The sequence below is a fragment of the Rathayibacter sp. PhB151 genome (assembly GCF_004366415.1).
In the GTDB taxonomy this organism is placed as follows: Bacteria; Actinomycetota; Actinomycetes; order Actinomycetales; family Microbacteriaceae; genus Rathayibacter; species Rathayibacter festucae.
On record NZ_SOEN01000007.1, the window covers coordinates 376703 to 399432 of the forward strand.

Sequence of the window (22730 nt, forward strand, 5' to 3'; positions counted from 1 at the left end):
GTCAGCGGTTCTTCGAGCCGCCGTCGTTCTTCGAGCCGCCGTCGTCGTCCTTCGAGTCGTCGTCCGACAGGCCGTCGATGTGGCCGATCAGGCCGCGGAGGCCCGTGACGTAGCCGGCGATCGCGTCGCGCTCGGTGCGGATCTCGTCGAGGCGGGACTCGGCCGTGTTCTGCAGCTCGCGGGTGCGGCGCTCGGCGTCGGCGATCATCTCGCGGGCGCGGTCGCGGGCGGAGTCGAGCAGGGCGTCCGACTCGTCCTGCGCCTCGCGGCGCAGGCGCGTGACGTCGTCGAGGGCGTCGCTGCGGAGCGCGTCGGCCTCCAGGCGCTTGTCGTTCGCGCGGCGGATGGCGTCGGCGAGCTGCAGGTTCGACTCGTCCAGGTAGCGCTGCGTCTGGGCGACCGCCTCCTGGTGGCGGAGCAGGTAGTCGCGGTCCGCCTCCTCGCGGCGAGCGGCGAGCTCGACGACGAGGTCGATCCGGGCCTGCTCGACCTCGCGCGAGAGCGCGGCGGCCTCGTCGGACGCGGCGGAGCGCAGCGCGGCGAGCTCGGCGTCCAGGAGGGCGACGGCGTCGGCCCGGTCGCGGGCGAGCTGGGTGCGCAGATCGGCGAGCTCGCGGGCGCCCTCCGCGCGGCCGGTGGACAGCTCCGCGGCGAGGTCGGCGCGGCCGGACAGGACCTCTGCCTCGAGGTCCGCGCGGGCGGACAGGACCTCGGCTTCGATCGCGGCGCGGGCCTCGGCGACCTCGGCGGTGACGGCGGCGCGCAGGCGGTCGACCTCGGAGGCGACCTCCGCCCGCAGCAGCTCGTTGCTCTGCGCCAGGCGGGCGGCCTCGGCGCGGGCCACCTCGACCTCGCGGGCGGCGACGGCGCGCATCTCGGCGGCCTCGCGGCCGGCCTCGGAACGGATCGCCGCGGCCTCGCGCTTGGCGGTCGCGCGGGTCTCGGCGGCCTCGGTGGCGACGGTGCCGCGGATGGCGGCGGCCTCGCGGACGGCGTCCTGGGTCATCACGTCGCGGTCGTCGGCGGCCTTGCCGAGCGTCGCGGCGGCCTGCGCCTCGGACTCCTCGCGGGTGCGGTCGGCGCGGCGGCGCGCCTCCGTCACGAGGCGCTCGGCCTCGTCGCGCGCGTCCTTCAGCAGACCGTCGCGGTCGTCGCGGGTCGAGCGGCGCAGCGCCGAGGCGTCGTTCTCCGCCTGCGCGATGATGCGCTCCGACTGCTCCTCGGCCACCCGGAGGGTGTGCTCGAGCTTCGCGCCGAGTCCTGCGTAGGTGGGCGCACCGACCTGCTGCAGCTCCTTCTCGAGCCCGTCGATGCGGGAGGAGAGGCGCTTGGCCTCGCGACCGCTCTCGGCGGCCTGGGTGTTGGCGTGGATGAGCTCGCGGCGCAGACCCTGGATGGCCTTGTCGACCTCGTCCCGGTCGTAGCCCCGGAACACCTGGGTGAATTCGGCCTCGTCGCTTGCCACGTCGTCTCCTCCGGAACACGGCCGCGGTGGGGTCGCGGCACTCCAGGGAGTTTAGTCAGCGGGTGCCTCGCGGCCCGGGCCGACACCCGCACCGCGCGCCCCTCGATCGGTGCTCTCGGCCGATCCCTGGGTTCGGCTCGGCCCATCCGCTAACCTGGACTGTCTTTGTCTGTTGCCGTCGCGCCCCGGTCCGGCCGTCACCGGAGCCGTCCCGGGCCGCCACCCCCCGATCCGGCAACGCAGGAGGAGTTCTTTCGTGCGGTTCGTCTTCGCCATCATCGCCACCGTCATCGCCGCGGCGCTCATCGCGCTCGGCATCGGCCAGCGGACGGTGTGGGCTCCACCGGAGTCGCTCACCGCGCAGACCGCGCTCGAGTCCGGCGCCCCCTACGCCGTCATCGACGGCAGCACGCTCGGCGCCAATCCCGGCCGGCAGACGATCACGGTCGAGGGCGAGGGCGACCTCGTGATGGCGTACGCGCCGACGACCGACGTGCTGGGCTGGGTCGGCGGCTCCGACTACGACCTCATCGACTACGCGAGCAGCGAGGACGGCGCGGACAGCCTGTCCGCGGAGCAGGAGACCGGGACGGCGCTGACGCTGGCCTCCGACGTGGCGGACGCGAACGCTGCCGTCGTCGATCCCCGCGACTCCGACCTCTGGCTCGAGCAGTTCGAGGGCACCGGCAGCATCACCGTCGCGCTCGACCTGCCGGAGGACGTCTCGCTGATCGTCGCCACCGACGGCACCGCCCCGGCCGCGAGCGACATCCGGGTGAGCTGGCCGGTCGACACCGCGACGCCGCTGGCCGGTCCGCTGCTGCTGGGAGGCGCCGTGTTCCTGCTGATCGGCCTCGTCCTCTACATCTGGGCGTTCCTGCACCTGCGCCGCCAGCACGGACCGCGCCGCAAGGGCCCGCAGGGCAAGGTGCCGCGCGGCGTCCGGCTGCCTCGCGCCCGCGCCGGCATCCAGTCCTCCATCGCGGCGGCTCAGCCCTCGCGGCGCCGCCGGCTGCTGGTGCTCCCGATCGCGCTCGGCGCGACCGTGCTGCTCGCCGGCTGCAGCTCCGACTACTGGCCCGACCTCGCCGCGAGCGCCTCCGGGACGCCGACGGCGTCCGCCACCGCGACCCCGGGCGCGGAGCCCGTCGCGGAGGAGCCGACCCCGGTCGTCACCACCCAGCAGGCGGAGGCGATCGTCGCCTCGGTCTCCGAGGTCGCGGCCGCCGCCGACGCCGCTCGCGACGCGAGCATCCTCGCGGAGCGCTTCCAGGGCGAGGCACTCACCGAGCGCACCACGAACTACGAGGTCCTGACGAAGGGCGGCACGATCGACGCGCCGCAGGCGATCCCGGCGTCGCCGGTGAGCCTCGTCCTCCCGCAGGACACCGACAGCTGGCCGAGGCTCGTCACGGCGGTCGTGCAGAACACCGCCGACGCCACGCAGGCGCCGATCGCCCTGATGATGAGCCAGGCGAGCCCCCGCGTCGACTACAAGGTGGACTACGCGATCTCGCTCGAGGCCAACGCGCGGATCCCCGACGTCGCACCGGTCACGGTCGGCACCTCGATCGTCGCCCCCGACTCGAAGCTGATGAAGCTCGCTCCGGAGAACGTCGGCGCGGCCTACGCGGACATCCTCGCGAACGGCGACTCCAGCCAGTACGCCGAGACCTTCTCGAGTGACGGCGACACCCTCCGCGGTCAGGTCGGCGTCGACAAGAAGAACGCCGATCGCGAGGCGCTGCCGGACACCGCCTCGATCGAGTTCACCAACGCGGCGGGCACCTCGGACACCATCGCCCTCGCCACCAACGACTCCGGCGCGCTCGTCGCTGCGAGCATCGCCGAGACCGCGACGGTCCGCCCGACCGCCGAGGGCTCGACCGTGTCGACGTCCGGCGCCTCGCAGACCCTGCTCGGCATCGACAAGTCGACCACGGGCATCGCGACCACCTACGGTTATCAGTTGCTGTTCTACGTACCGCCCGTCGGATCGGAGGAGAAGATCGTCATGCTCGGATGGAGCCAAGGACTCGTCTCGGTGGTGCAGCTGCCGTGAGCACCCCCCTGCCCCCGCTGCCCGGCAACCTGCGCGGTGCCGTCGACCTGTCCACCCTCGTGAACCGGCGCACGCCGCCGGCCGCGCCCCCCGCACCCGCGGGCGGCGGTGAGGCCCCCCAGGGCGCCCCCGTCGCGAACCCGCTGCTGCTCTCGGCCGGTGACGCCGAGTTCGACCAGGTCGTCCAGCTGTCCTCGCGGGTCCCCGTGATCATCGACCTGCGCGGCTCGTGGTCCGACCAGAGCCTGAGCATGACCGCGCTGCTCGAGAAGGTCGTGATCTCCTACGCCGGTGCCCTCGTGCTGGTCGGCGTCGACGTCGAGTCGAGCCCCCAGCTCGCGCAGGCCTTCCAGGTGCAGTCGGTCCCGACGATCGCCGCGGTGATCGCCGGCCGCCCGGTGCCGATGTTCAACGGCCTCATCACCGAGGAGCAGCTCCGCGACCTGCTCGAGCAGGTCCTCCAGCTCGCCGCGCAGCAGGGCGTCACGGGCACCGTTCCCGTCGACCCGGCCGCCGCCGGTGCCGAGCCGGGCGCCGAGCCCGAGGCCGCGCCGCTGCCCCCGCACCACCAGGAGGCGTACGACGCGATCGACCGCGGCGACTACTCCGCCGCGATCACCGAGTACGAGACCGCCATCGCGCAGAACCCCCGCGACGACCTCGCCGTCGCCGGACTCGCGCAGGTGAAGCTGCTGCAGCGGCTCCAGGGCCGCACCCTCGACGACATCCGCTCGACCGCGGCCGCCGAGCCCGCGAACCTCGACGCGCAGCTCGCCGTCGCCGACCTCGACGTCTCCGGCGGCCACGTGGAGGACGCCTTCGACCGCCTCCTCTCGATGTACCCGCGCCTCGACGTCGACGGCAAGGCGAGCGTCCGCGCCCGCCTGCTCGAGCTGTTCGAGATCGTCGGCACGACCGACCCGCGCGTGAACAAGGCGCGAGCGCGGCTCACGGGGCTGCTGTATTGAATTGCGGGAGGAGCGCGAGCGCTCCTCCCGCCGCGGTCGGCTGGGTCTGTGGTTGCGATTCGCAGAGCGGGTCGCCCACGGCTCGCGAGAAACGCTGGCACGCGTGCGGCGCCTCTTCGCGGGACGAGCGCGAGCGCTCCTCCCGCCGCAGTCGGCAGGTCGTGCGGTCGTGCTCCGCAGAGCGTGTCCCGTCCGGCTCGCGAGAAACGCTGGCACGCGTTTCTCGCTCATCGCCTTCATGGACTCGGCTGGTTCGGGGGACGGGCGGCTCGGTAGTCGCTCTCTTCGGCGCTCGTGCTCCGCACCTCGTCCTCAGTACTCGCGCCACATGGTGGTCGAGTAGCCCCGCAGGGGCGTAGCGAAACCCGCCGTCATCAGCAGGGCGGGTCTGCAGACTCGTCCTGCTGACGGTGGTGGATCTCGATACGCCCGCTTCGCGGGCTACTCGATCAGCATGCGGGGGGCCGCGCTCTGGGCGGCGTCGGCCGCGGTCGGACGGGGCGTCGCGCTCAGCCGCAGGAGCAGTTCTCGGAGCGGGGGGCGGTGATGCTGCGCTGGTGGACGAGCACCTCGCGGGCGACGATCGGCAGGTCGAGACCGCTCGCCGCCGCCTCGGCGCGCAGCGTGAGGAAGGCGACGTCGGCGGAGATCCGCAGGCTCGCGCTCAGGAAGCCGACGGCCTGGAGGACCGCCGCCTCCTCGTCCGTGACGTCGGGCAGGGACTCCACCCAGGAGACGAACACACCGTCGACCGAGTCCTCAGGCACGGGGGCCACCACCGGCACGACGACGGCTCAGGGAGGTACGGAACGGTGACAGCATCCCCACCAGTGTCACCGAAACGGTGACATGAGCACGGGGGGCTCGCCGCTGCGGGAGGAACGCGCACGAGGACGACCGGTCCCGCCTCATGTCGGGCGCCCCAGGGACGGTGCGTGCCGAGCGAGGAGTGGACACCCGGCGCTCGGAGTCGACGCGAGGTCCCGCGGGCAGCCGATCCGGCGGATCGCTTCGGGTCGGCGCGGATCGACCGCGGAGAAGTCCCATGGTGGTCGTCCTGTCTGCCGGGGTCTGGGGCGGATCGGATTGTCGGATCGACGCAGACAAGGTAACTTTTTTGCCGGTATCTCCTTCCTGTGCGGTTGTCCGCTCAGCGCACTCCTCGCACCGCGAGGTCGCTCACGGCGGCGGCTACCGCGCATCGGCACGGGCGGAAGGGGGAGCAGTGGCGGAGCACCTGCAGTTCGAGCCGAGCGGAGACCGGGCCGCGCGCCTCGTGGAGGCGGTCGTGCACGCGCAGGACGCCCAGCGTCGGCTGACCGCTCGAGGGCGGGTGCAGCTCGGCCTCGGCGCGACCGACATCGCGGCCCTGCAGTACGTGGCGCGGACCGGCCGCTCCCCGGTGACCCTCGGCCAGCTCGCCGACTGGCTCGACGTCACTCGCGCCGCGGCGTCGATGGCCGCCAAGCGGCTGGTCGCGTCCGGCTACCTGCACCGCGTCGACGACGAGTCCGACGGCCGACGGCGCTGGCTCGTCCTCACTCCACGCGGTCGCGAGGCGATCGACGAGGCGTTCGGCGCTGCCGACCGGGAGGCGTCGGCGCTCGTCGCGCAGCTCGACGACACCGTGGTCGAGTCCGTGCTCTCGACCCTGCAGCAGCTCGCGAGCGTGCTCGACCCGCCCGGTGGGCCGGAGCGGACGAGAGCGCCGCATGGCGACTGATCGGGCTCCCGACTCCGCACGGAAGGATCGGGGGAGCATCCGCATCGAGGCGGTCGGCACCGACCTCGAGCGCGCCTCCGAGGTCCTCGGCGGCTTCTACTCGGGGACGGGGTGGTCGGTGGCGGCCACCGAGCAGCCGTTCTCGTTCCGCTACGCGGCGCTCGGCGACCCGGTGATGACGCTGCGCACCTCGCAGATGCGCGGCGCGACCACCGGGGAGGACCCGGCCGGCGGCGACTACGTCGTGCAGTGGCTGGTCGAGGGCAGGGGGATCGTCGACGTCCACCGGGACGCGATGCCGGTGACGCGTGGTGTGCCGCTCCTGAATCCGGCCCATCGACCGTTCGTCTTCTCCTACGCCGACTACGACCAGAAGCTCGTGCATCTGAGCCGTGAGCACGTCGACCGCAGCGCCCGCGAGCACGGCTACCGCCGCACGGGCGTGCTCCGCTTCGACCACCTGCACCGCCACGGCGTGGAGCCCGTGGCGCAGTGGCACGCGGTGATCGGCGAGATCTCCACCGCGATCCGCACCGGCCGAGTGACGCCGCTGCTCTGGGACCGGCTGACCCGCCGGGCGGCGGCCGCGTTCCTGGAGCTGTACCCGCCCGAGGGCGCGGCGCTCCCGGAGGTCCTGCTCGCCCCGAGCAACGCCGGGATGCGCTCCGCCGTCGAGTTCGTGCACGAGAACGCGCATCTGCCGATCGGACCGATCGAGATCGCCGCGGCCGCGCACCTCAGCGTGCGCGGGCTGCAGGTCGCGTTCCAGCGCCTGCTCGGCACCACGCCGCTGCAGTACGTCCGGGACGTGCGCCTCGACCGGGTGCACGCGGACCTGCGCCTGGGCGACCCGGCACGCTCGAGTGTCGCCGGCACGGCGCGCAGCTGGGGCTTCGGGCACCTCGGCCGGTTCTCCGCCGCCTACGCCTCCCGCTTCGGCGAGTACCCGAGCCGCACCCTCGGCCGCTGACGCGGGGCTCGGGGCGGCGACGGCGTCGACCGCCGCGTCACTCGTCGCCGCCGGTCTCCGCGTGCGGAGCGCCCACCGCCTTCGACTCCGGCGAGCCGCGCTCGCGCAGGTAGACCGAGAGCACCGCCATGCTGCCCACGGCGAGGAACTCGGACTGCCAGTTCTGCAGCGTGCGGCTCCAGAAGTCGGCGGAGGCGAGGTACTCGCCCCAGGAGACCGGTGCCGACAGGTCCAGCAGCTGCTGCTCGTCATAGGCGACGTGCCCGGCGACGGACTGCGCGAGCCAGGAGCCGGCGAAGACCGCCCCCATCACGATCAGCAGGGAGTGCGCGTAGAGCCGGCGCCGGAGGCCGCCCGGGAGCTTCGCGAGACCGGGGGAGGACTCCTCGGCCCACCGCCCCATCCGCTGCTCCCGCTCGGTGGCGCGGCCGGCCTCGCCGGGGTCCTTCGACTCCGAGGAGCCGCGCTGCACGAACCAGACCGTCGCGGCGATGTAGAGGAAGAACTGCAGGTACTCCGACTGCCAGTTCTCGGCGACGTCGGCGGAGAAGGTCGACGAGGTCAGGTAGCGCGCGTAGGTCACCGGCTCGAGACCGGCGATCCGCAGGTCGTCGAGGTAGACGAGGAAGCCGGCGATCGACTGACCGGCCAGCGACAGCACGAAGAGTGCGCCGAAGACGAGGGTCAGCGAGTTCTCGCGCAGGAAGCCGCGGTCGGCGCCGGTGCGCCGCTCGGAACCGAGTGCCCGGGTCACGGCGCTCATCGGTGCAGCAGCCCCGTCGCGAGGAAGAAGACGAGTCCGGCTCCGATCACGGTCAGGCAGCCGGTGAAGACCCCGCGCATCACGAGCCGTCGATCGCGCAGTCGAAGGGGAGGTCCTCGGTGGTCGCCGTGCACCCCGCGGCGCGCACGCGCCAGCCGTCGCCGCTCGCCGTAAGGAAGACGGTGTCTCCGCGCAGCTCGACCACGGCGGCCTGGCCGAAGGCCTCGGCGCGCGGGGAGCCGGCAGCGGCGGGGTCGAGGCCGAGCGCGAGGATCGCGTCGGGGCACGTCGCGGATCCCGCCCCGGTCTCGACGACCGCCTCGGCCGCCCGGGGGGTCAGCACCGCGCACGCGGCGGCGCCGTCGCCGGCGGCCAGCGCCTCCTCGAACGCCGCGGCGGTGGCACCGGCCGCCGCGGCGTCCGGCGCGAGGCCGGCGCACCCTGCGAGGGAGAGGACGAGGCCGACCGCGAGCGCTCCGGCGGGCGCACCGCCGAGTGCGCGGGCGAGTGCGCGGGTGCGTCTACTCGACGCGGCGGGGGAGCGGGACATCGGACGACCTCCTCGACTGGCACGAGTCCGGCGTCGCCGACGCTAGTCCGAGGGCGCCGCCGCGATCGAGGATCTTGACAGCGGCGCCGCACCCGCCCTCAGGGGCGGTAGAGCGCCCACTCCTCCCGGGGCAGCTCGCGCAGCTCGTCGACGACGCGCAGCTGCCACATCGCCGGAGTGTGCCCCTCGAGGCGCCCGTGGACCGTCTCGCTGGTCCAGCCGTCGCGGGTGCGGGTGTAGCGGATGAATCGGACGTGCCGGCCCTCGAGGGGTGCTCCGCTGGTCGCCATCCCTCGATCGTCGCCCATCGGAGCGGCCGGTGTCGGCTCTTGACAATCAGGCGGGGCGGCCGGAGGGATGAGCGGGTGCTGCGCCGCCCTCGACCCTCAGGCGGCGCCCTGTGGCGCGGTACCACTGGGCGCAGAAGACGACGAGGACCGCCGCCTCCAGCCAGCCGCCCGCCGTGGACATCAGCTCGGCTCCCGCGCGCACGTCGGCGGAGTCGAGGAACGCGGGCGGGCGCGCGTACAGCTGCTTGGCGAGGATCGCGTGCGAGGACATCGCGACGACCAGCGCGATCACCTGCGTCGTCCGGGCCGGCGGATGGGGGCGGGGGTCCACGCCGATGACCGCCGCGGTGAAGAGGCAGCCGGCCAGGAGGAGGTGGGCGTGCACGAGGACGTGCAGCAGCGGCGCCGCATGCATGGCCTCGAGGAGCGGGGTGCGGTAGAGCAGCCACAGTCCGCCCGCGCTGATCGCGGTCGCCGTGACGGGATGGGAGAGGAGCCGCGCGGGCCCGCTGCGCAGCACCCGGGACAGGCGCCGGGCGGGGGTCGTGCTCAGCGTCCGCAGGGCGAGGGTGACGGGGGCGGCGTGGAACCGCGGCCCGGACTTCCCGTTCCGGATCGGCTACCGGATCGGCGAGTCGGCGCCCGGTGTCGGCGTCTCGCGCGGCGTGCTCTGGCTCGCCGCCGACGGCACGGACCCGTCGGCTGCGGTGCGCGCCGTCGATCGACCGGGCGGCTGGGCGGGGAGCGCGCGGCACGGCGCCCGCCGACCCCTAGGGTGAGCGGATGAGCACCGCCGCCCTCTCCCCGAGCGCCCGATTCCACCAGCGCTTCCTCGTGGAGCAGCGCGAGATGTCGGCGCCCGCCCGCCGCCGCCTGATGCGCGCGGGAGGCGGTTCGGTGGCGGTCGGGCTCGTGCTCTTCGCCGCGCTGATCGTGCAGGTCGCGACGGGCACCGGCCTCGCGGCGCTCGATCCCGCGGTCTCGGAGTGGTTCCGCGCGAAGCGCTTCGCGGAGGGGACGGTGGTGATGGACACGCTGGCCACGGTCTTCGGCCCGGTCTTCCTGCCGATCATCATCCTCGGCGTGCTCGTGCTGTGGATCGCGCTCGCCCGGCACCTCTGGCGGCCGCTCCTGCTCGCGGGCGGGATGGTCACCGGCATGCTCAGCGTCCAGCTCGCCGCGCACCTGGTGCAGCGCATGCGGCCGCCCGTGGAGTACATGCTGCTCGGGGCCGACGGGACGTTCTCCTTCCCGTCCGGCCACGTGACCGGCGTCTGCGACTTCTTCCTGATCACGACCTTCCTGCTCGCCTCGCGCCGCTCCTCGCCGGTCTGGGCGATCGGCGGCTTCGCGCTCTCGCTCGGGATGATCGCCGGCCAGGTCGTCGCCCGCCTGTACCTCGGCTACCACTGGCTCACCGACACCCTCGCCTCGGTGGCGCTCGCGCTGGTGATGCTCGGGTCGGTCGTGCTCATCGACACCTGGCGCACCGCGGTGGTGCGCCGGGACGAGGTCTGATCGGAGGCCTCCGAACCGCGCCGCTCAACGTCGACGCCCCCGGGCCGGAGGGCTCGGGGGCGTCGTCGTTCAGCGGGGCTGCGTCAGCCGCCGACGGCCTGGCGTGCGCTGTCGAGGCCGGAGGAGAAGGCGTCCGCGGAGCTCACGTTGCCGGACTCCAGCTCGACCAGGGCGCCGGAGAGCGCCGCGCCGATCACGCCGGTGTCCGGTCCGTTGACGAAGGACGGGAACTGCTCTGCCGACGCCGGTGGATTTACTTGGAAGAGACGCCCGCAGTCATGCTGGTCGAGTAGCCCCGCAGGGGCGTATCGAGACCCACCACCGCATGCACGTCGGTCTCTTCCCCGCCCTGCGATGGCGCCGGAGGCGCCCCCTCCGCTCGATACGCCCGCTCCGCGGGCTGCTCGATCAGCATGGTTCGGTCCGCTGAGTGGGCCGGGCGCACGACGAAGGCGGGCGGAGGGACGCGTGTGCGTCCCCTCCGCCCGCCTCCGGGTGGGGTGGTGCCGGTCAGCCCAGGTGGCGCAGGAAGAGCGCTCCGAGCGGGGGCAGGATCAGCTCGGCCGAGGCGGGGCGGCCCGCCCAGGGCTCGTCGCGGGACTCGACCGCGCCGAAGTTGCCGACTCCGGAGCCGCCGTAGATCTCGGCGTCCGTGTTGAGCAGCTCCTCCCAGCGGCCGGCCTCGGGGAGGCCGACGCGGTAGCCGTGCACCGGCGAGCCGGAGAAGTTGACGATGACCGCGACCGCGCGGCCGGCCTTGTCCTTGCGGAGGAAGGAGATCACGTTCGGCGCCGCCGCACCGCCGTCGATCCACTCGAAGCCGGCCTGGTCGTTGTCGAGCTCGTTCAGAGACGGGACCTCGCGGTAGAGGCGGTTCAGCTCGCCGACGAGGCTCCACAGCCCGCGGTGGCTCGGCTGGTCGAGGATCCACCAGTCCAGCCCGCGCTCCTCGGACCACTCCGAGTACTGCCCGAACTCCTGGCCCATGAAGAGCAGCTGCTTGCCCGGGTGCGCCCACATGAACGCCAGGTAGGCGCGCACGTTCGCCAGCTGCTGCCAGTGGTCGCCCGGCATCTTCTGGATCAGCGAGCCCTTGCCGTGCACGACCTCGTCGTGGCTGATCGGCAGCACGAACTGCTCGCTGAACGCGTAGACGAAGGAGAAGGTGATCTCGCCCAGGTGGTACTGGCGCCACAGCGGGTCGTTCGCCATGTAGCGCAGCGAGTCGTTCATCCAGCCCATGTTCCACTTGAGCCCGAAGCCGAGCCCGCCGGAGACGGTGGGCTGGGTGACGCCGGGCCAGCTGGTGGACTCCTCGGCGATCATCATGATGCCGGGGTAGAGCTTGTACGCGGTGGCGTTCACCTCCTGCAGGAAGCTGATCGCCTCGAGGTTCTCGCGGCCGCCGTGCTCGTTGGGCAGCCACTCGCCCTCCTTGCGGGAGTAGTCGAGGTAGAGCATCGACGCCACGGCGTCGACCCGCAGGCCGTCGACGTGGAACTCCTCGAGCCAGAACAGCGCGTTGGCCACGAGGAAGTTGCGGACCTGGGTGTGCCCGAAGTCGAAGACGTAGGTGCCCCAGTCCATCTGCTCGCCGCGGCGCCAGTCCGGGTGCTCGTAGAGGGGCTCGCCGTCGAAGCGGGCGAGCGCGAAGTCGTCCTTCGGGAAGTGCCCGGGCACCCAGTCGACGAGCACGCCGATGCCGGCCTGGTGCAGCCGGTCGATCAGGTACTTGAGGTCGTCGGCGGTGCCGAAGCGGCTCGACGCGGCGTAGTAGCCGGTGACCTGGTAACCCCAGGAGCCGCCGAAGGGGTGCTCGGCCAGCGGCATGAACTCGACGTGGGTGAAGCCCAGCGTGGTGACGTACTCGATCAGCGGATCGGCGAGGTCGCGGTAGCCGAGACCGGGCTTCCAGGAGCCGAGGTGCATCTCGTAGACGCTGATCGGCTGGGTGTGCGGATCGACGCTCGCGCGCTGCTCCATCCAGCCGGAGTCGGTCCACCGGTGGTGCGAGACGGGGACGCGAGAGGCGGTCGCCGGCGGCACCTCCGTGGCGCGGGCCATCGGGTCGGCCTTGCGGACCCAGCGGCCGTCGCGAGAGAGCAGATCGAACTTGTAGGAGGCGCCGGGCTCGATGCCGGGGACGAAGATCTCCCAGACGCCGTTGACGCCGAGGTTCCGCAGCGCGTGGCCCTCGCCGCTCCAGTCGTTGAAGTCGCCGACGACGCGGACGGCCTGGGCGTGCGGCGCCCAGACGGCGAAGGAGGTGCCCCAGACGCCCTCGTGCTCGCGGTGCCGCGCGCCGAGCGCCTCCCAGAGCCGCTCGTGCCGGCCCTCGCCGATCAGGTAGAGGTCGAAGTCGCCGACGGTCTTCGAGAACCGGTAGGGGTCCTCGGCGGTCCAGGAGGAGCCGTCGCCGTAGTGCGCCTCGACGGTGTACGCCTGCGGGTCCTCGTCGTGGACGCCCTGCCAGAGGCCGTCGTGCAGGTGCTCGAGCTCGACGCGGACGCCGCCGGCCAGGACGGCCGTCACGGCGTCGGCGAGCGGCCGGCGGACGCGGACGACCGCGCCGCCGCCGGGGAGCGGGTGCTGCCCGAGGACGTCGTGGGGGAGCGCGTTGCTGCCGGTCGCCAGCTGCTGGAGGACCCACTCGGGGAACTCGGGGAGCGCGTCGACGTCGGAGTCCGGCGCCGGGGCGGGGCCGGAGTCGCTCGTCTCGGCGATCGGTGCGTCGGCCGCGGCGGTCGGCTCGGGCGGCGTCAGCGGCTGGAGGGTCGCGGACGGTGCGGTCGGCTCCGGCGGCGTGAGCGGCTCGGGGGTCGCGGACGCCGTGGTCGGCTCGGGCGGCAGGAGCGGCTCGGGCGGCGCGACGGGCTCGGGCGGCGTGAGCCGCTCAGGTGCTGCGGCCGACTCCTCGGCCGCGGGCTCCGCGACGTGCGCGCCCGTGGTCGTCGCCGAGCTCGTGCCGGTCGTCACGACCGTCTCCGTGCGCGGGTCGACACCCGCCGCGTCGGCGGGGCTGCCGGGCTCGGCGGGGACGGCGTTCTGCGCCGGCCCCGTCCCGCGCCTGCTCTCGTCCGTGCTCTCGGCCGGGCTCGTGCCCTTGTCCTCGGGAACCGTCATCGTCCGTCCGCCTTCACGCTCAGGATGTGCACGGGCTCGACGAAGGAGTCGAGCCGCACGTAGTTGTCGCTGCCCCAGGTCCAGACGGCACCGGTGATCAGGTCCTCGACCTCGTAGGTCGAGCTCCAGTCCAGTCCGAGGGACGGCAGGTCGATGTGCACCGTGGTCTCGCGAGCCGAGTGCGGATCGGTGTTGACGACGACCAGGAGGGTGTCGTCGCTGCCGGTGCCGGTGAACGCGCGGTCCAGGTGCTTGGAGTAGACGAGGATCGCGTCGTCGTCGCTGCCGTGCACCTGCAGGTTGCGGCGCTGGGCGAGCGCGGGGTGCGCCCGGCGGATCTCGTTGAGCCGGGTGATGTACGGGGCGATCGTCGAGCCGTCGGCGTCGGCCGCGGCCCAGTCGCGCGTCTTGTACTCGAACTTCTCGTTGTCGATGTTCTCCTCGGCGCCCGGGCGCGCGACGTTCTCGATCAGCTCGTAGCCTGCGTACACGCCCCAGAGCGGCGACGCCGTCGCGGCGAGCGCGGCGCGGACCTTGTAGGCCGAGCGGCCGCCGTACTGGAGGTACTCGGTGAGGATGTCCGGCGTGTTCACGAAGAGGTTCGGCCGCATGTAGTCGGCCGTCTCGTGCGAGATGCTCGTGAAGAACTCCTCGAGCTCCTCCTTGGTGTTGCGCCAGGTGAAGTACGAGTACGACTGCTGGAAGCCCACCTTGCCGAGCGCCCGCATGATCGCCGGCCGGGTGAACGCCTCCGCGAGGAAGACGACTTCGGGGTTCTCGGCGTTGACCTCGTGGATGATCCACTCCCAGAAGTCGAGCGGCTTGGTGTGCGGGTTGTCGACGCGGAAGATCTTCACGCCGAGTGAGATCCAGTAGCGCAGGACGCGCAGCGCCTCCTGGCGGATGCCCTGGGGGTCGTTGTCGAAGTTGATCGGATAGATGTCCTGGTACTTCTTCGGCGGGTTCTCGGCGTAGGCGATCGAGCCGTCCGGCAGCGTCGTGAACCACTCGGGGTGGCTGGTCACCCAGGGGTGGTCCGGCGAGGCCTGCAGCGCGAAGTCGAGCGCGAGCTCGAGGCCGGCGGCGGTGACGGCGTCGTGGAAGGCGGTGAAGTCCTCCACGGTGCTGAGGTCGGGGTGGATCGCGTCGTGCCCGCCCTCGGGGGCGCCGATCGCCCACGGCGAGCCGGGGTCGTTCGGGCCGGCGTTCAGCGTGTTGTTCGGGCCCTTGCGGAAGTTGCGGCCGATCGGGTGGATCGGCGGCAGGTAGAGCACGTCGAAGCCCATCGCCGCGACGGCGGGGAGGCGGTCGATCGCGGTGCGGAAGGAGCCGGAGGTGACGCTGCCGTCCTCGTTCCGGACGGCGCCCTCGGAGCGGGGGAAGAACTCGTACCAGGCGCCGACGCCCGCGCGAGTGCGCTCGACGTGCACGGTGCGCGGCTCCGAGACGCTCGCGAGGCTCATCACGGGACGCGCGGTGAAGGCGCCGTGCACGGCGGGGTCCTCGGCGGCGGCGAGGCGCGCCTCGGGGGAGAGCGACTCGTCCGCCACGGTGGCGGCGGCGTCGGAGAGCAGGGAGCGCTCGGCCTCGGAGCGGGTGTCGTCGCCGGCCGCGGTGCGGAGGAGGCCCTCGCCGATCGCGAAGGTGACGGCGATGTCCAGGCCGGCCGGGATCTTGACGTCGGCGGTGTGCAGCCAGGTCGCCCAGTCGTCGGCGAAGGCGCGGATGCGGTACGTCCAGTCGCCCTCGTCTTCCAGGAGGACGAGGCGGCCGTAGCGGTCGGTCCCGGTGGCGATCAGCGCCATCCGGTGCTCCGACTCGGTGCCGGCGGGGGAGGTGAGCAGCAGGTCGACGCCGATCAGGTCGTGCCCCTCGCGGAACGCGGTCGCCGCGAACGGGACGACCTCGCCGACGAAGGCCTTGGCCGGCCAGCGGTCGTCCTCGAGCCGCGGCTGCGGGTCGATGATCGGGATGCGCTCGGCGCGCACCCGGTAGCCGGAGCCGGTCGGAGCGGATTGCCCCGCGGTCTCCGCCGCGGCCTCGGGAGCCGGCGCCGCGTCGGCCGTCCCCGGTGCCTGCGCCTGCGCGGCCGGAGCCGGTGCCGGTGCCGTGCGATCCTGCGCATCCTGTGCCGCCGCCTCGGGCGACGGGGGTGTCTGCGCCGCGGGAGTCTCCTCCCGGGCCGCACCTCCCCGAGCCGCTCGTCGTGCGTCCTTGCCGTGCGAAGCCTTGCCGAAAGGTGTCTGAGCCACGTCACGACAGTAGCGACCGGCGATGCCTTTGGCACGCCGGTTGCGAACGCGCGCGCCGCTGTGCAAAAGGGCCGGCGCCACGGCCGACGGCGCCCGCGGGCACTCCGCTACAGTGTGCGAGCGCGACCGCCCCGGCCGTCCGCAGGGGGTGCTCGCCGGGGTCCGCAGTCGCCGGGATCAGCCGGTCGTCGTACCGGCAGAGAGTCGAGGAGTGCCGTGAAGGCCATCCGCCGCTTCACCGTCCGATCGGTCCTGCCGCCCGAGCTGTCCGCGCTCGGCGAGCTGGCGGGCAACCTGCGCTGGGCCTGGCACGAGCCGACCCGCCGCCTGTTCGAGCGGGCGGATCCCGAGCTGTGGCAGCGCGGGACCGGCGACCCGACCGCGCTCCTCGGCGCGATCGCGCCCGAGCGCCTCGCCGAGCTGGCCCGCGACCAGGGCTTCGTCGACGACGCCTGGCGCCTGCGCGACGACCTCGAGCGCTACCGCACCGAGCCGCGCTGGTACCAGTCGCTGCCGGAGTCGGCGCCGCGCTCGATCGCCTACTTCTCGCCCGAGTTCGGCATCGCCGCCGCGCTCCCGCAGTACTCCGGCGGCCTGGGCATCCTCGCGGGCGACCACCTCAAGGCCTCCTCTGACCTCGGCGTCCCGCTGACCGGTGTCGGCCTCTTCTACCGCTCGGGCTACTTCTCCCAGGGGCTCTCCGCCGACGGCTGGCAGCTCGAGTCCTACCCCTCGCTCGACCCCGACGGCCTGCCGCTGCGGATCGTGCGGCTGGCCGACGGCTCGGCGGCGCGGATCGTGCTGGCCCTGCCGGACGGGCGCGCGCTCTACGCCCGGGTCTGGCGGGCCGAGGTGGGCCGGGTGACGCTGCTGCTGCTCGACACCGACGTCCGCGAGAACGAGGACGCCCTGAGGACGGTCACCGACCGGCTCTACGGCGGCGGCGGCGAGCACCGCCTCCTGCAGGAGCTGCTGCTGGGCATCGGCGGCGTGCGCGCCCTCGAGCTGTGGGCGGAGGTCTCGGGCACGCCGCTGCCGGAGGTGTTCCACACCAACGAGGGGCACGCCGGCTTCCAGGGTCTCGAGCGCATCTCCGGCCTGATCGGCTCGGGCCTCGACTTCGACCAGGCGCTGCAGGTCGTCCGCGCGAGCACCGTCTTCACCACGCACACGCCGGTGCCCGCGGGCATCGACCGCTTCGACCGCGGGATGATCGAGCAGTACTTCACCACCGAGCTGCTGCCGGGCGTGCAGATCGAGGACGTGCTGGCACTGGGCTCGGAGTCGCCCACGGGCGGTGCGAGCGACGTCTTCAACATGGCGTTCATGGGGCTCCGCCTGGCGCAGCGCAGCAACGGCGTCTCCAAGCTGCACGGCGAGGTGAGCCGCTCGATGTTCTCCGGTCTCTGGCCGGGGTTCGACACGGCGGAGGTGCCGATCGGCTCGGTCACCAACGGCGTGCACGCGGCGACCTGGACCGATCCGATCCTCCGGGGTCTCGCCCGCGACCGGCTCGGCACCGACGACACCACCCGCGCCGACTGGGCGTCCGGCGCGCTGAGCGACGGCGAGCTCTGGCAGGCGCGGCGCTCGATGCGGGAGCAGCTGGTGCGCGACGCCCGAGCGCGCGCCGCCCGCTCCTGGCGCGAGCAGAACCCCGGCGGCCTCACTCCGGCCTGGCTGGACGAGCTGCTCGACCCGGACGTGCTCACCATCGGCTTCGCCCGGCGCGTGCCCACCTACAAGCGGCTGACGCTGATGCTGCACGACCCGGAGCGGCTGCGCGCGCTGCTGACCCACCCGGAGCACCCGATCCAGATCGTGATCGCCGGCAAGTCGCACCCCGCCGACGAGGAGGGCAAGCGGCTGATCCAGAAGCTGGTCCGCTTCGCGCAGGAGCCGGACGTGCGCCGGCGGATCGTCTTCCTGCCCGACTACGACATCGCGATGGCGCAGCTGCTCTACCCGGGCACCGACGTCTGGCTGAACAACCCGCTGCGTCCGCTCGAGGCCTGCGGCACCTCCGGGATGAAGGCCGCGCTGAACGGCTCGCTGAACCTGTCGATCCTCGACGGCTGGTGGAACGAGTACTTCGACGGCGAGAACGGCTGGGCGATCCCGTCCTCCGACCGCGACCTCGATCCGGAGTCGCGCGACACGCTCGAGGCGGACGCGCTCTACGAGCTGCTCGAGAGCGAGGTCGTGCCGCGCTACTACGAGCGCGACCACGACGGGGTGCCGCGCCGCTGGGTGCGCTCGATCCGGCACACGCTGGCGACGCTCTCGCCGGAGCTGTCGGCCGAGCGGATGGTGCGCCAGTACGTCGAGGCGCTCTACCAGCCCGCCGCCGAGGCCGGGCGCGAGATCGCGGCCGACCACTTCGAGCCGGCCAAGGAGCTCTCCGCCTGGAAGCAGCGGGTCCGCGCGGGCTGGCCGGGCGTGGCGGTCGCGTCGGTCGAGTCGGGCGGCATCGACGCGGTGCCCCAGCGCGGCGACCGGCTCGCGCTGCGCGCGGGGGTCCGCCTGGGCGAGCTCTCGCCCGAGGACGTCGTGGTGCAGGTCGTCTCCGGCACCACCGCGGCGGACGGCTCGCTCGTCGACGTGCGCCTGCACGAGCTCGAGGTGGCGGAGGAGTCGGGCGCGGTCGTGCCCGCCGACGCGGTCGGCCGAGTGCCCTACGCCGGCGAGATCGTCCTCGACCGCAGCGGCTCCTTCGGCTACACCGTCCGCGTCGTGCCGCGGCACCCGCTGCTCGCCCGCTCGGCCGAGCTCGGCCTGGTCGCGGCGGCCGGCTGATGCGCCCGCCTGGCGGTCGAGCAGCCGCGCAGCGTTCGTTCGGATTCATGCTGGTCGAGTAGCCGCGGAGCGGCGTATCGAGACCCGGCCTCCGGGTGACGGAGGATCTCGATACGCCCGCTCCGCGGGCTACTCGATCAGCATGGGAGCCCTCTGCGGGCGCTGCACGATCAACAGGGAAGCCCTCTGCGAGGGCTGCGCGATCAGCATGGAGGCGGCCTCCGTGCATGCTGGTGGAGCTGCCGCGAAGCGTCCTCTCAGATGCATGCTGGTCGAGTAGCCGCGCAGCGGCGTATCGAGACCCGCCCGCCCTCAGCGCGCGATGTCCGCGACGATCGCGCCCGTCGCGGCGACGAGGTCCGCCGGCGCGAGCTCGATGTCGAAGCCGCGGCGGCCGCCGGAGACGAGCACGGTGTCGTACAGCTCCGCCGTCTCGTCGAGCACCGTGCGGTGCCGCGTCTTCTGCCCGATCGGGGAGATGCCGCCGAGCACGTAGCCGGTGCGCCGCTGCGCGAGCGCCGGGTCGGCCATCGCCGCCCGCTTGCCGCCGACCGCCGCCGCGAGCTCCTTGAGCCCCAGCTGCCCGGTCACCGGCACGATGCCGACGACCAGCTCGCCGTCGACGTCGACCAGCAGCGTCTTGAACACCCGCTCCGGCTCCACCCCGAGCGCCTCGGCCGCCTCGCCGCCGTAGCTCGCCGCTCCGGGATCGTGCCGGTACTCGCGCGGCACGAAGGCGATCCCCGCCGCGGTCAGTGCGAGCGTCGCCGGAGTCCCCGGACCGCCCTTCATCAGCTCGCGGCGGCCGGACGCGGGCCGTGCGCGGCGAACAGCTGCATCGAGGTCCCGGCGACGCGGACGACCTGCCCCGGCTCGAACGACTCGCCGTGCTCGAGCGGCACCGCCTCCTCGCTGCTCCAGAGCCGGGTGTACCCGGTGACCCCCTCGCTCTCGGCGAGGACCACCGAGGTGTCCGCCTCGACGCCGTGCACGATCAGCAGCACGCGGTCGAACTCCTCCGTCTCGGGAGTCGACGCCGCCAGGTACTGCAGCGTGCGGTTCTCCGCCGAGGTCCAGTCGTGCTCGGACATCGTCCGCCCGTGCGCGTCGAACCACTGCATGCTCGTCGCACCCGGCGTCACCGCACCGCCGCGCCCGTAGTGCGAGGGCCGCAGCGCCGGGTGCTCGCGGCGCAGGCGGATGAGCGTCCGCGCGTGCTCCCGCAGCTCGAGCTGCCAATCGCTGCGCCCGTCCCAGCGCAGCCAGGTGAGGTCCGAGTCCTGGCAGTAGGCGTTGTTGTTGCCGCGCTGACTGCGGCCGAACTCGTCGCCGGCCGTGATCATCGGCACACCGGCCGAGAGCAGGAGCGTCCCGAGCAGGTTCCGCATCGCCTTCCGCCGGCCCCGGTTGACGCCGTCGTCGGTGGTCGGGCCCTCGAAGCCGTGGTTGAAGGAGCGGTTGGTGTCGGCGCCGTCGCGGTTCGACTCGCCGTTGCCGATGTTGTGCTTGACGTTGTAGGAGACCAGATCGGCGAGCGTGAAGCCGTCGTGCGCCGTGACGAAGTTCACGGAGGCGAGCGGTCCGCGCTCGAGCGAGAACGTGTTCGACGAGCCGGAGAGCCGGGTCGCGAAGCCGCCGATGCCCACCGGCGCCGTTCCCGCGCGCCGGGCGTAGTCGATGTCGGAGAGCCAGAAGTTGCGCGCGCGGTCGCGGTAGCGGTCGTTCCACTCCGACCAGCCGTCGGGGAAGTTGCCGGTCTGCCAGCCGCCCATGCCGACGTCCCAGGGCTCGGCGATCATCTTCACGTCGGCGAGCGACGGATCCTCGACGGCCGCGCGCAGCAGCGGGTGGTCGCGCTGGAAGTGCGCGATCTCGTCGCGCCCCAGTGTCGCCGCGAGGTCGAGCCGGAAGCCGTCGACCCCGACCTCGTCGGACCAGTAGCGGAGCGAGTCGAGCACCAGGCGCTGCGCGACCGGCCGGCCGAAGTCGATCGTGTTGCCGCAGCCGGTCACGTCGATGTAGTGGCCCTCGTCGGTCTGGCGGTAGTACGCCCGGTCGTCGATCCCGCGCAGACTCGAGCGCGGACCCTGCGGTCCCTCCTCGGCGGTGTGGTTGTAGACCACGTCGAGGATCACCTCGAGCCCGGCCTCGTGCAGCAGCTTGACCATGCCCTTGAACTCGCGCAGCACCGCGGTCGGGCCGCCGCGCTGGGCGGCGGGGGAGGCGTAGGCGGCGTGCGGGCTGAAGAAGTTGAGGGTGTTGTATCCCCAGTAGTTGGTGAGCCCCTGGCGCAGCAGACGCTGCTCCGAGACGAACGCGTGCACGGGGAGGAGCTCGACGGCGGTGACCCCGAGGTCGAGGAGCGACGAGACGGTGGACTCGTGCGCGAGGCCGGCGTAGCTGCCGCGCAGCTCGACGGGCAGCGCCGGGTTGAGCTTGGTCAGGCCCTTCACGTGCGCCTCGTAGAGCACGGTGCGGTCCAGCGGCGTGCGCGGCTTCTCGGAGGAGCCCCAGTCGAAGGAGTCGTCCACGACGACGGAGCGCCACTCGTTCTCGGCGACCCGGTGCAGCCCGCGGGAGTAGGGCTCGAGCAGGGGGACCCGCGGGTCGAAGCGGCCGGGGACGCCCGAGGGCCCGTCCACCTTGATCGCGTAGCGGCGGCCGACGGTCAGCTGCGCGGCCCGGGCCGACCAGACGTCGTCCTCCCCGCGCACCAGCGGGACGGTGCGGGTGACCCAGCTCGGGTCCTTCTCGTCGTAGAGCAGCAGATCGATGGCGGTCGCGTGCTCCGACCAGACCCGCAGCTCACCGCCCTCCGCGTCCACGACGACTCCGAGGCGGGCCAGGGAGTCGCGTGTCTGCATGCGACCTACAGTAGTGAGGGGCCGGAGACCTGCTCCGCACCCCGGACGCGGGACGGAGGGCGCCATGATCTATCTCGACCATGCCGCGACCACCCCGCTCCGGGCCTCGGCGCTCGCCGCCTTCGCCGAGGCGTCCGCGCAGCCCGGCAACCCCTCGTCGGTGCACGGCTCGGGCCAGGAGGCGCGCCGCCGGCTCGAGGACGCCCGCTCGGCGATCGCCGTCGCGCTCGGCTGCGAGCCGATCGAGGTGATCCTCACCGCGGGCGGCACCGAGGCGATCAACCTGGCGCTCAAGGGCCTCTACTGGCAGCGCGTCGCGGAGTCCCCGGCGCGCACGCGCATCCTCTTGCCCGGCGGCGAGCACCACGCCACGATCGACAGCGTCGAGTGGCTGGCCGCGCACGAGGGCGCCCGGGTCGAATGGCTCGAGCTCGACGCCGAGGGGGCCCTGCGGCCCGAGACGCTGGCGGCGGCGCTCGCCGCGGACCCCGGCTCGGTCGCTCTGGTCTCCGCGCTCTGGGTGAACAACGAGATCGGCACGATCGCGCCGGTCGCCGAGCTGGCCGCGGTCTGCGCGCGGGCCGGCGTGCCGCTGCACCTCGACGCGGTCGCGGCGCTCGGCCACGTGCCGCTCGAGATCGCGGCGGTGCGGCGCGCCTCCGGCTCCCGCGACGGCGCGGGCCTCGTCGCGGTCAGTGTCTCGGGGCACAAGGTCGGCGGGCCGATCGCGACCGGCGCCCTCGTCCTGGCGCGCGACGCCCGGGTCGTGCCGGTCCTGCACGGCGGCGGTCAGCAGCGCGGGGTCCGCTCGGGCACCCAGGACGTCCCCGGGGCGGCGGCGTTCGCGGCGGCCGTGACGGAGGCGGTCGCGGAGCTGCCCGAGGAGGCGCTGCGACTGGCGGCTCTGCGCGACCGGCTCGTCGCGGGGATCCTCGAGGCCGTCCCCGGAGCGACGCTGACCGGGCCGGCCGTCGACTCCGGCCGGCGGGTCGCGAGCAACGCGCACGTCGCCTTCCCCGGCGCGCAGGGCGACTCGCTCCTCTTCCTCCTGGACATGGCGGGCGTCTCGGTGTCGACCGGATCGGCCTGCACGGCGGGCATCCCCGAGCCCTCGCATGTGGTGCTGGCGCTCGGCCGCAGCGAGGACGAGGCGCGCGGCGTGCTCCGGATGACGCTGGGCTGGACCACGACGGACGCCGACGTCGAAGCGCTGCTCGCGGCGCTGCCGGACGCGTACGCGCGGGCGGCCCGCGCCGGCCTGTCCCGCCGCGCCGTGCTCCCCGCCTGACGCCGCCTCCGCGCGGTGCCCACTCGTTGTGCAGGCGCTCGTCCGTTGTGCAGGCGTCCGGCGCGAGTCGCCCGATCCTCCGTGCAGGTCTGCGCCGA

General features: G+C 73.3%; 18 protein-coding genes. 8 read left to right on the top strand and 10 right to left on the bottom strand.

Features of this window, described 5'->3' with window-relative positions:
* Nucleotide 1 precedes the first annotated feature (1 nt).
* Nucleotides 2–1465, bottom strand: a complete 1464-nt coding sequence (locus EDF35_RS09155; protein ID WP_133961995.1) for a DivIVA domain-containing protein — start codon at nt 1463–1465, stop codon at nt 2–4.
* A gap of 256 nt (nt 1466–1721) precedes the next feature.
* Here EDF35_RS09155 and EDF35_RS09160 point away from each other — a divergent pair, with 256 nt between their 5' ends.
* Entirely contained in the window at nt 1722–3527 is a 1806-nt protein-coding gene (locus tag EDF35_RS09160; protein ID WP_133962005.1) for a hypothetical protein, read from the top strand.
* On the top strand, nt 3524–4495 hold the full coding sequence (locus EDF35_RS09165) for a tetratricopeptide repeat protein (RefSeq protein WP_243839914.1): 972 nt from the start codon (nt 3524–3526) through the stop codon (nt 4493–4495). Before EDF35_RS09160 ends, EDF35_RS09165 begins: the two co-directional genes overlap by 4 nt.
* A gap of 509 nt (nt 4496–5004) precedes the next feature.
* Here EDF35_RS09165 and EDF35_RS09170 read toward each other — a convergent pair.
* Nucleotides 5005–5262 (bottom strand): ANTAR domain-containing protein, encoded by a 258-nt coding sequence (locus EDF35_RS09170; protein ID WP_133962009.1) that lies wholly within the window; start codon nt 5260–5262, stop codon nt 5005–5007.
* 458 nt (nt 5263–5720) lie between these two features.
* On the opposite strand from EDF35_RS09170, the gene EDF35_RS20780 reads away from it, so the two are divergent.
* Nucleotides 5721–6218, top strand: coding sequence for a crosslink repair DNA glycosylase YcaQ family protein (locus tag EDF35_RS20780; RefSeq protein ID WP_166674055.1), 498 nt, complete (start codon nt 5721–5723; stop codon nt 6216–6218).
* Nucleotides 6208–7188 carry an AraC family transcriptional regulator gene (locus tag EDF35_RS21040; RefSeq protein ID WP_208323043.1) on the top strand — a complete coding sequence of 327 codons (981 nt, stop codon included), beginning with the start codon at nt 6208–6210 and terminating at the stop codon, nt 7186–7188. Before EDF35_RS20780 ends, EDF35_RS21040 begins: the two co-directional genes overlap by 11 nt.
* Before the next feature lie 37 nt (nt 7189–7225).
* Here the strand turns inward: EDF35_RS21040 and EDF35_RS09185 are convergent, their stop codons facing one another.
* The 4 genes from EDF35_RS09185 to EDF35_RS09200 all read right to left on the bottom strand — a co-directional run bounded on the left by EDF35_RS09185 (nt 7226) and on the right by EDF35_RS09200 (nt 9407).
* The gene (locus EDF35_RS09185; RefSeq protein ID WP_123703388.1) at nt 7226–7951 is read right to left on the bottom strand and encodes a DUF6766 family protein; all 726 of its coding nucleotides are present in this window, start codon (nt 7949–7951) and stop codon (nt 7226–7228) included.
* Nucleotides 7952–8030: 79 nt separating this feature from the next.
* Nucleotides 8031–8501 (bottom strand): hypothetical protein, encoded by a 471-nt coding sequence (locus EDF35_RS09190; RefSeq protein ID WP_133962013.1) that lies wholly within the window; start codon nt 8499–8501, stop codon nt 8031–8033.
* 98 nt (nt 8502–8599) lie between these two features.
* A complete protein-coding gene (locus EDF35_RS09195) occupies nt 8600–8791 on the bottom strand; it encodes a hypothetical protein (protein WP_123703392.1) in 192 nt (63 codons plus the stop codon).
* A 46-nt stretch (nt 8792–8837) separates the two neighbouring features.
* Nucleotides 8838–9407: a cytochrome c oxidase assembly protein gene (locus EDF35_RS09200; protein WP_123703394.1), complete on the bottom strand. Its 570-nt coding sequence runs from the start codon at nt 9405–9407 to the stop codon at nt 8838–8840.
* Here EDF35_RS09200 and EDF35_RS09205 point away from each other — a divergent pair.
* Both EDF35_RS09205 and EDF35_RS09210 read left to right on the top strand, forming a co-directional pair.
* Nucleotides 9361–9570, top strand: a complete 210-nt coding sequence (locus tag EDF35_RS09205) for a hypothetical protein (RefSeq protein ID WP_133962015.1) — start codon at nt 9361–9363, stop codon at nt 9568–9570. The genes EDF35_RS09200 and EDF35_RS09205 overlap by 47 nt on opposite strands.
* 4 nt (nt 9571–9574) lie before the next feature.
* Nucleotides 9575–10309, top strand: a complete 735-nt coding sequence (locus EDF35_RS09210; RefSeq protein ID WP_123703398.1) for a phosphatase PAP2 family protein — start codon at nt 9575–9577, stop codon at nt 10307–10309.
* 510 nt (nt 10310–10819) lie between these two features.
* Here the strand turns inward: EDF35_RS09210 and glgB are convergent.
* Together glgB and EDF35_RS09220 are read right to left on the bottom strand one after the other, a co-directional pair.
* Nucleotides 10820–13432, bottom strand: a complete 2613-nt coding sequence (gene glgB / locus EDF35_RS09215) for a 1,4-alpha-glucan branching protein GlgB (RefSeq protein WP_133962017.1) — start codon at nt 13430–13432, stop codon at nt 10820–10822.
* A complete protein-coding gene (locus tag EDF35_RS09220) occupies nt 13429–15420 on the bottom strand; it encodes an alpha-1,4-glucan--maltose-1-phosphate maltosyltransferase (RefSeq protein ID WP_279587525.1) in 1992 nt (663 codons plus the stop codon). Before EDF35_RS09220 ends, glgB begins: the two co-directional genes overlap by 4 nt.
* A gap of 480 nt (nt 15421–15900) precedes the next feature.
* Between EDF35_RS09220 and glgP the strand changes: the two genes are divergently transcribed.
* Entirely contained in the window at nt 15901–18480 is a 2580-nt protein-coding gene (glgP, locus tag EDF35_RS09225; RefSeq protein WP_133962021.1) for an alpha-glucan family phosphorylase, read from the top strand.
* 312 nt (nt 18481–18792) lie between these two features.
* Here glgP and ybaK read toward each other — a convergent pair whose 3' ends face one another.
* On the bottom strand, nt 18793–19272 hold the full coding sequence (gene ybaK / locus EDF35_RS09230; RefSeq protein ID WP_127886425.1) for a Cys-tRNA(Pro) deacylase: 480 nt from the start codon (nt 19270–19272) through the stop codon (nt 18793–18795).
* Nucleotides 19272–21344 (bottom strand): glycogen debranching protein GlgX, encoded by a 2073-nt coding sequence (gene glgX, locus EDF35_RS09235; RefSeq protein ID WP_133962023.1) that lies wholly within the window; start codon nt 21342–21344, stop codon nt 19272–19274. Before glgX ends, ybaK begins: the two co-directional genes overlap by 1 nt.
* A gap of 64 nt (nt 21345–21408) precedes the next feature.
* Here glgX and EDF35_RS09240 point away from each other — a divergent pair, with 64 nt between their 5' ends.
* The gene (locus EDF35_RS09240) at nt 21409–22632 is read left to right on the top strand and encodes a cysteine desulfurase family protein (protein ID WP_133962025.1); all 1224 of its coding nucleotides are present in this window, start codon (nt 21409–21411) and stop codon (nt 22630–22632) included.
* Nucleotides 22633–22730: the final 98 nt, after the last annotated feature.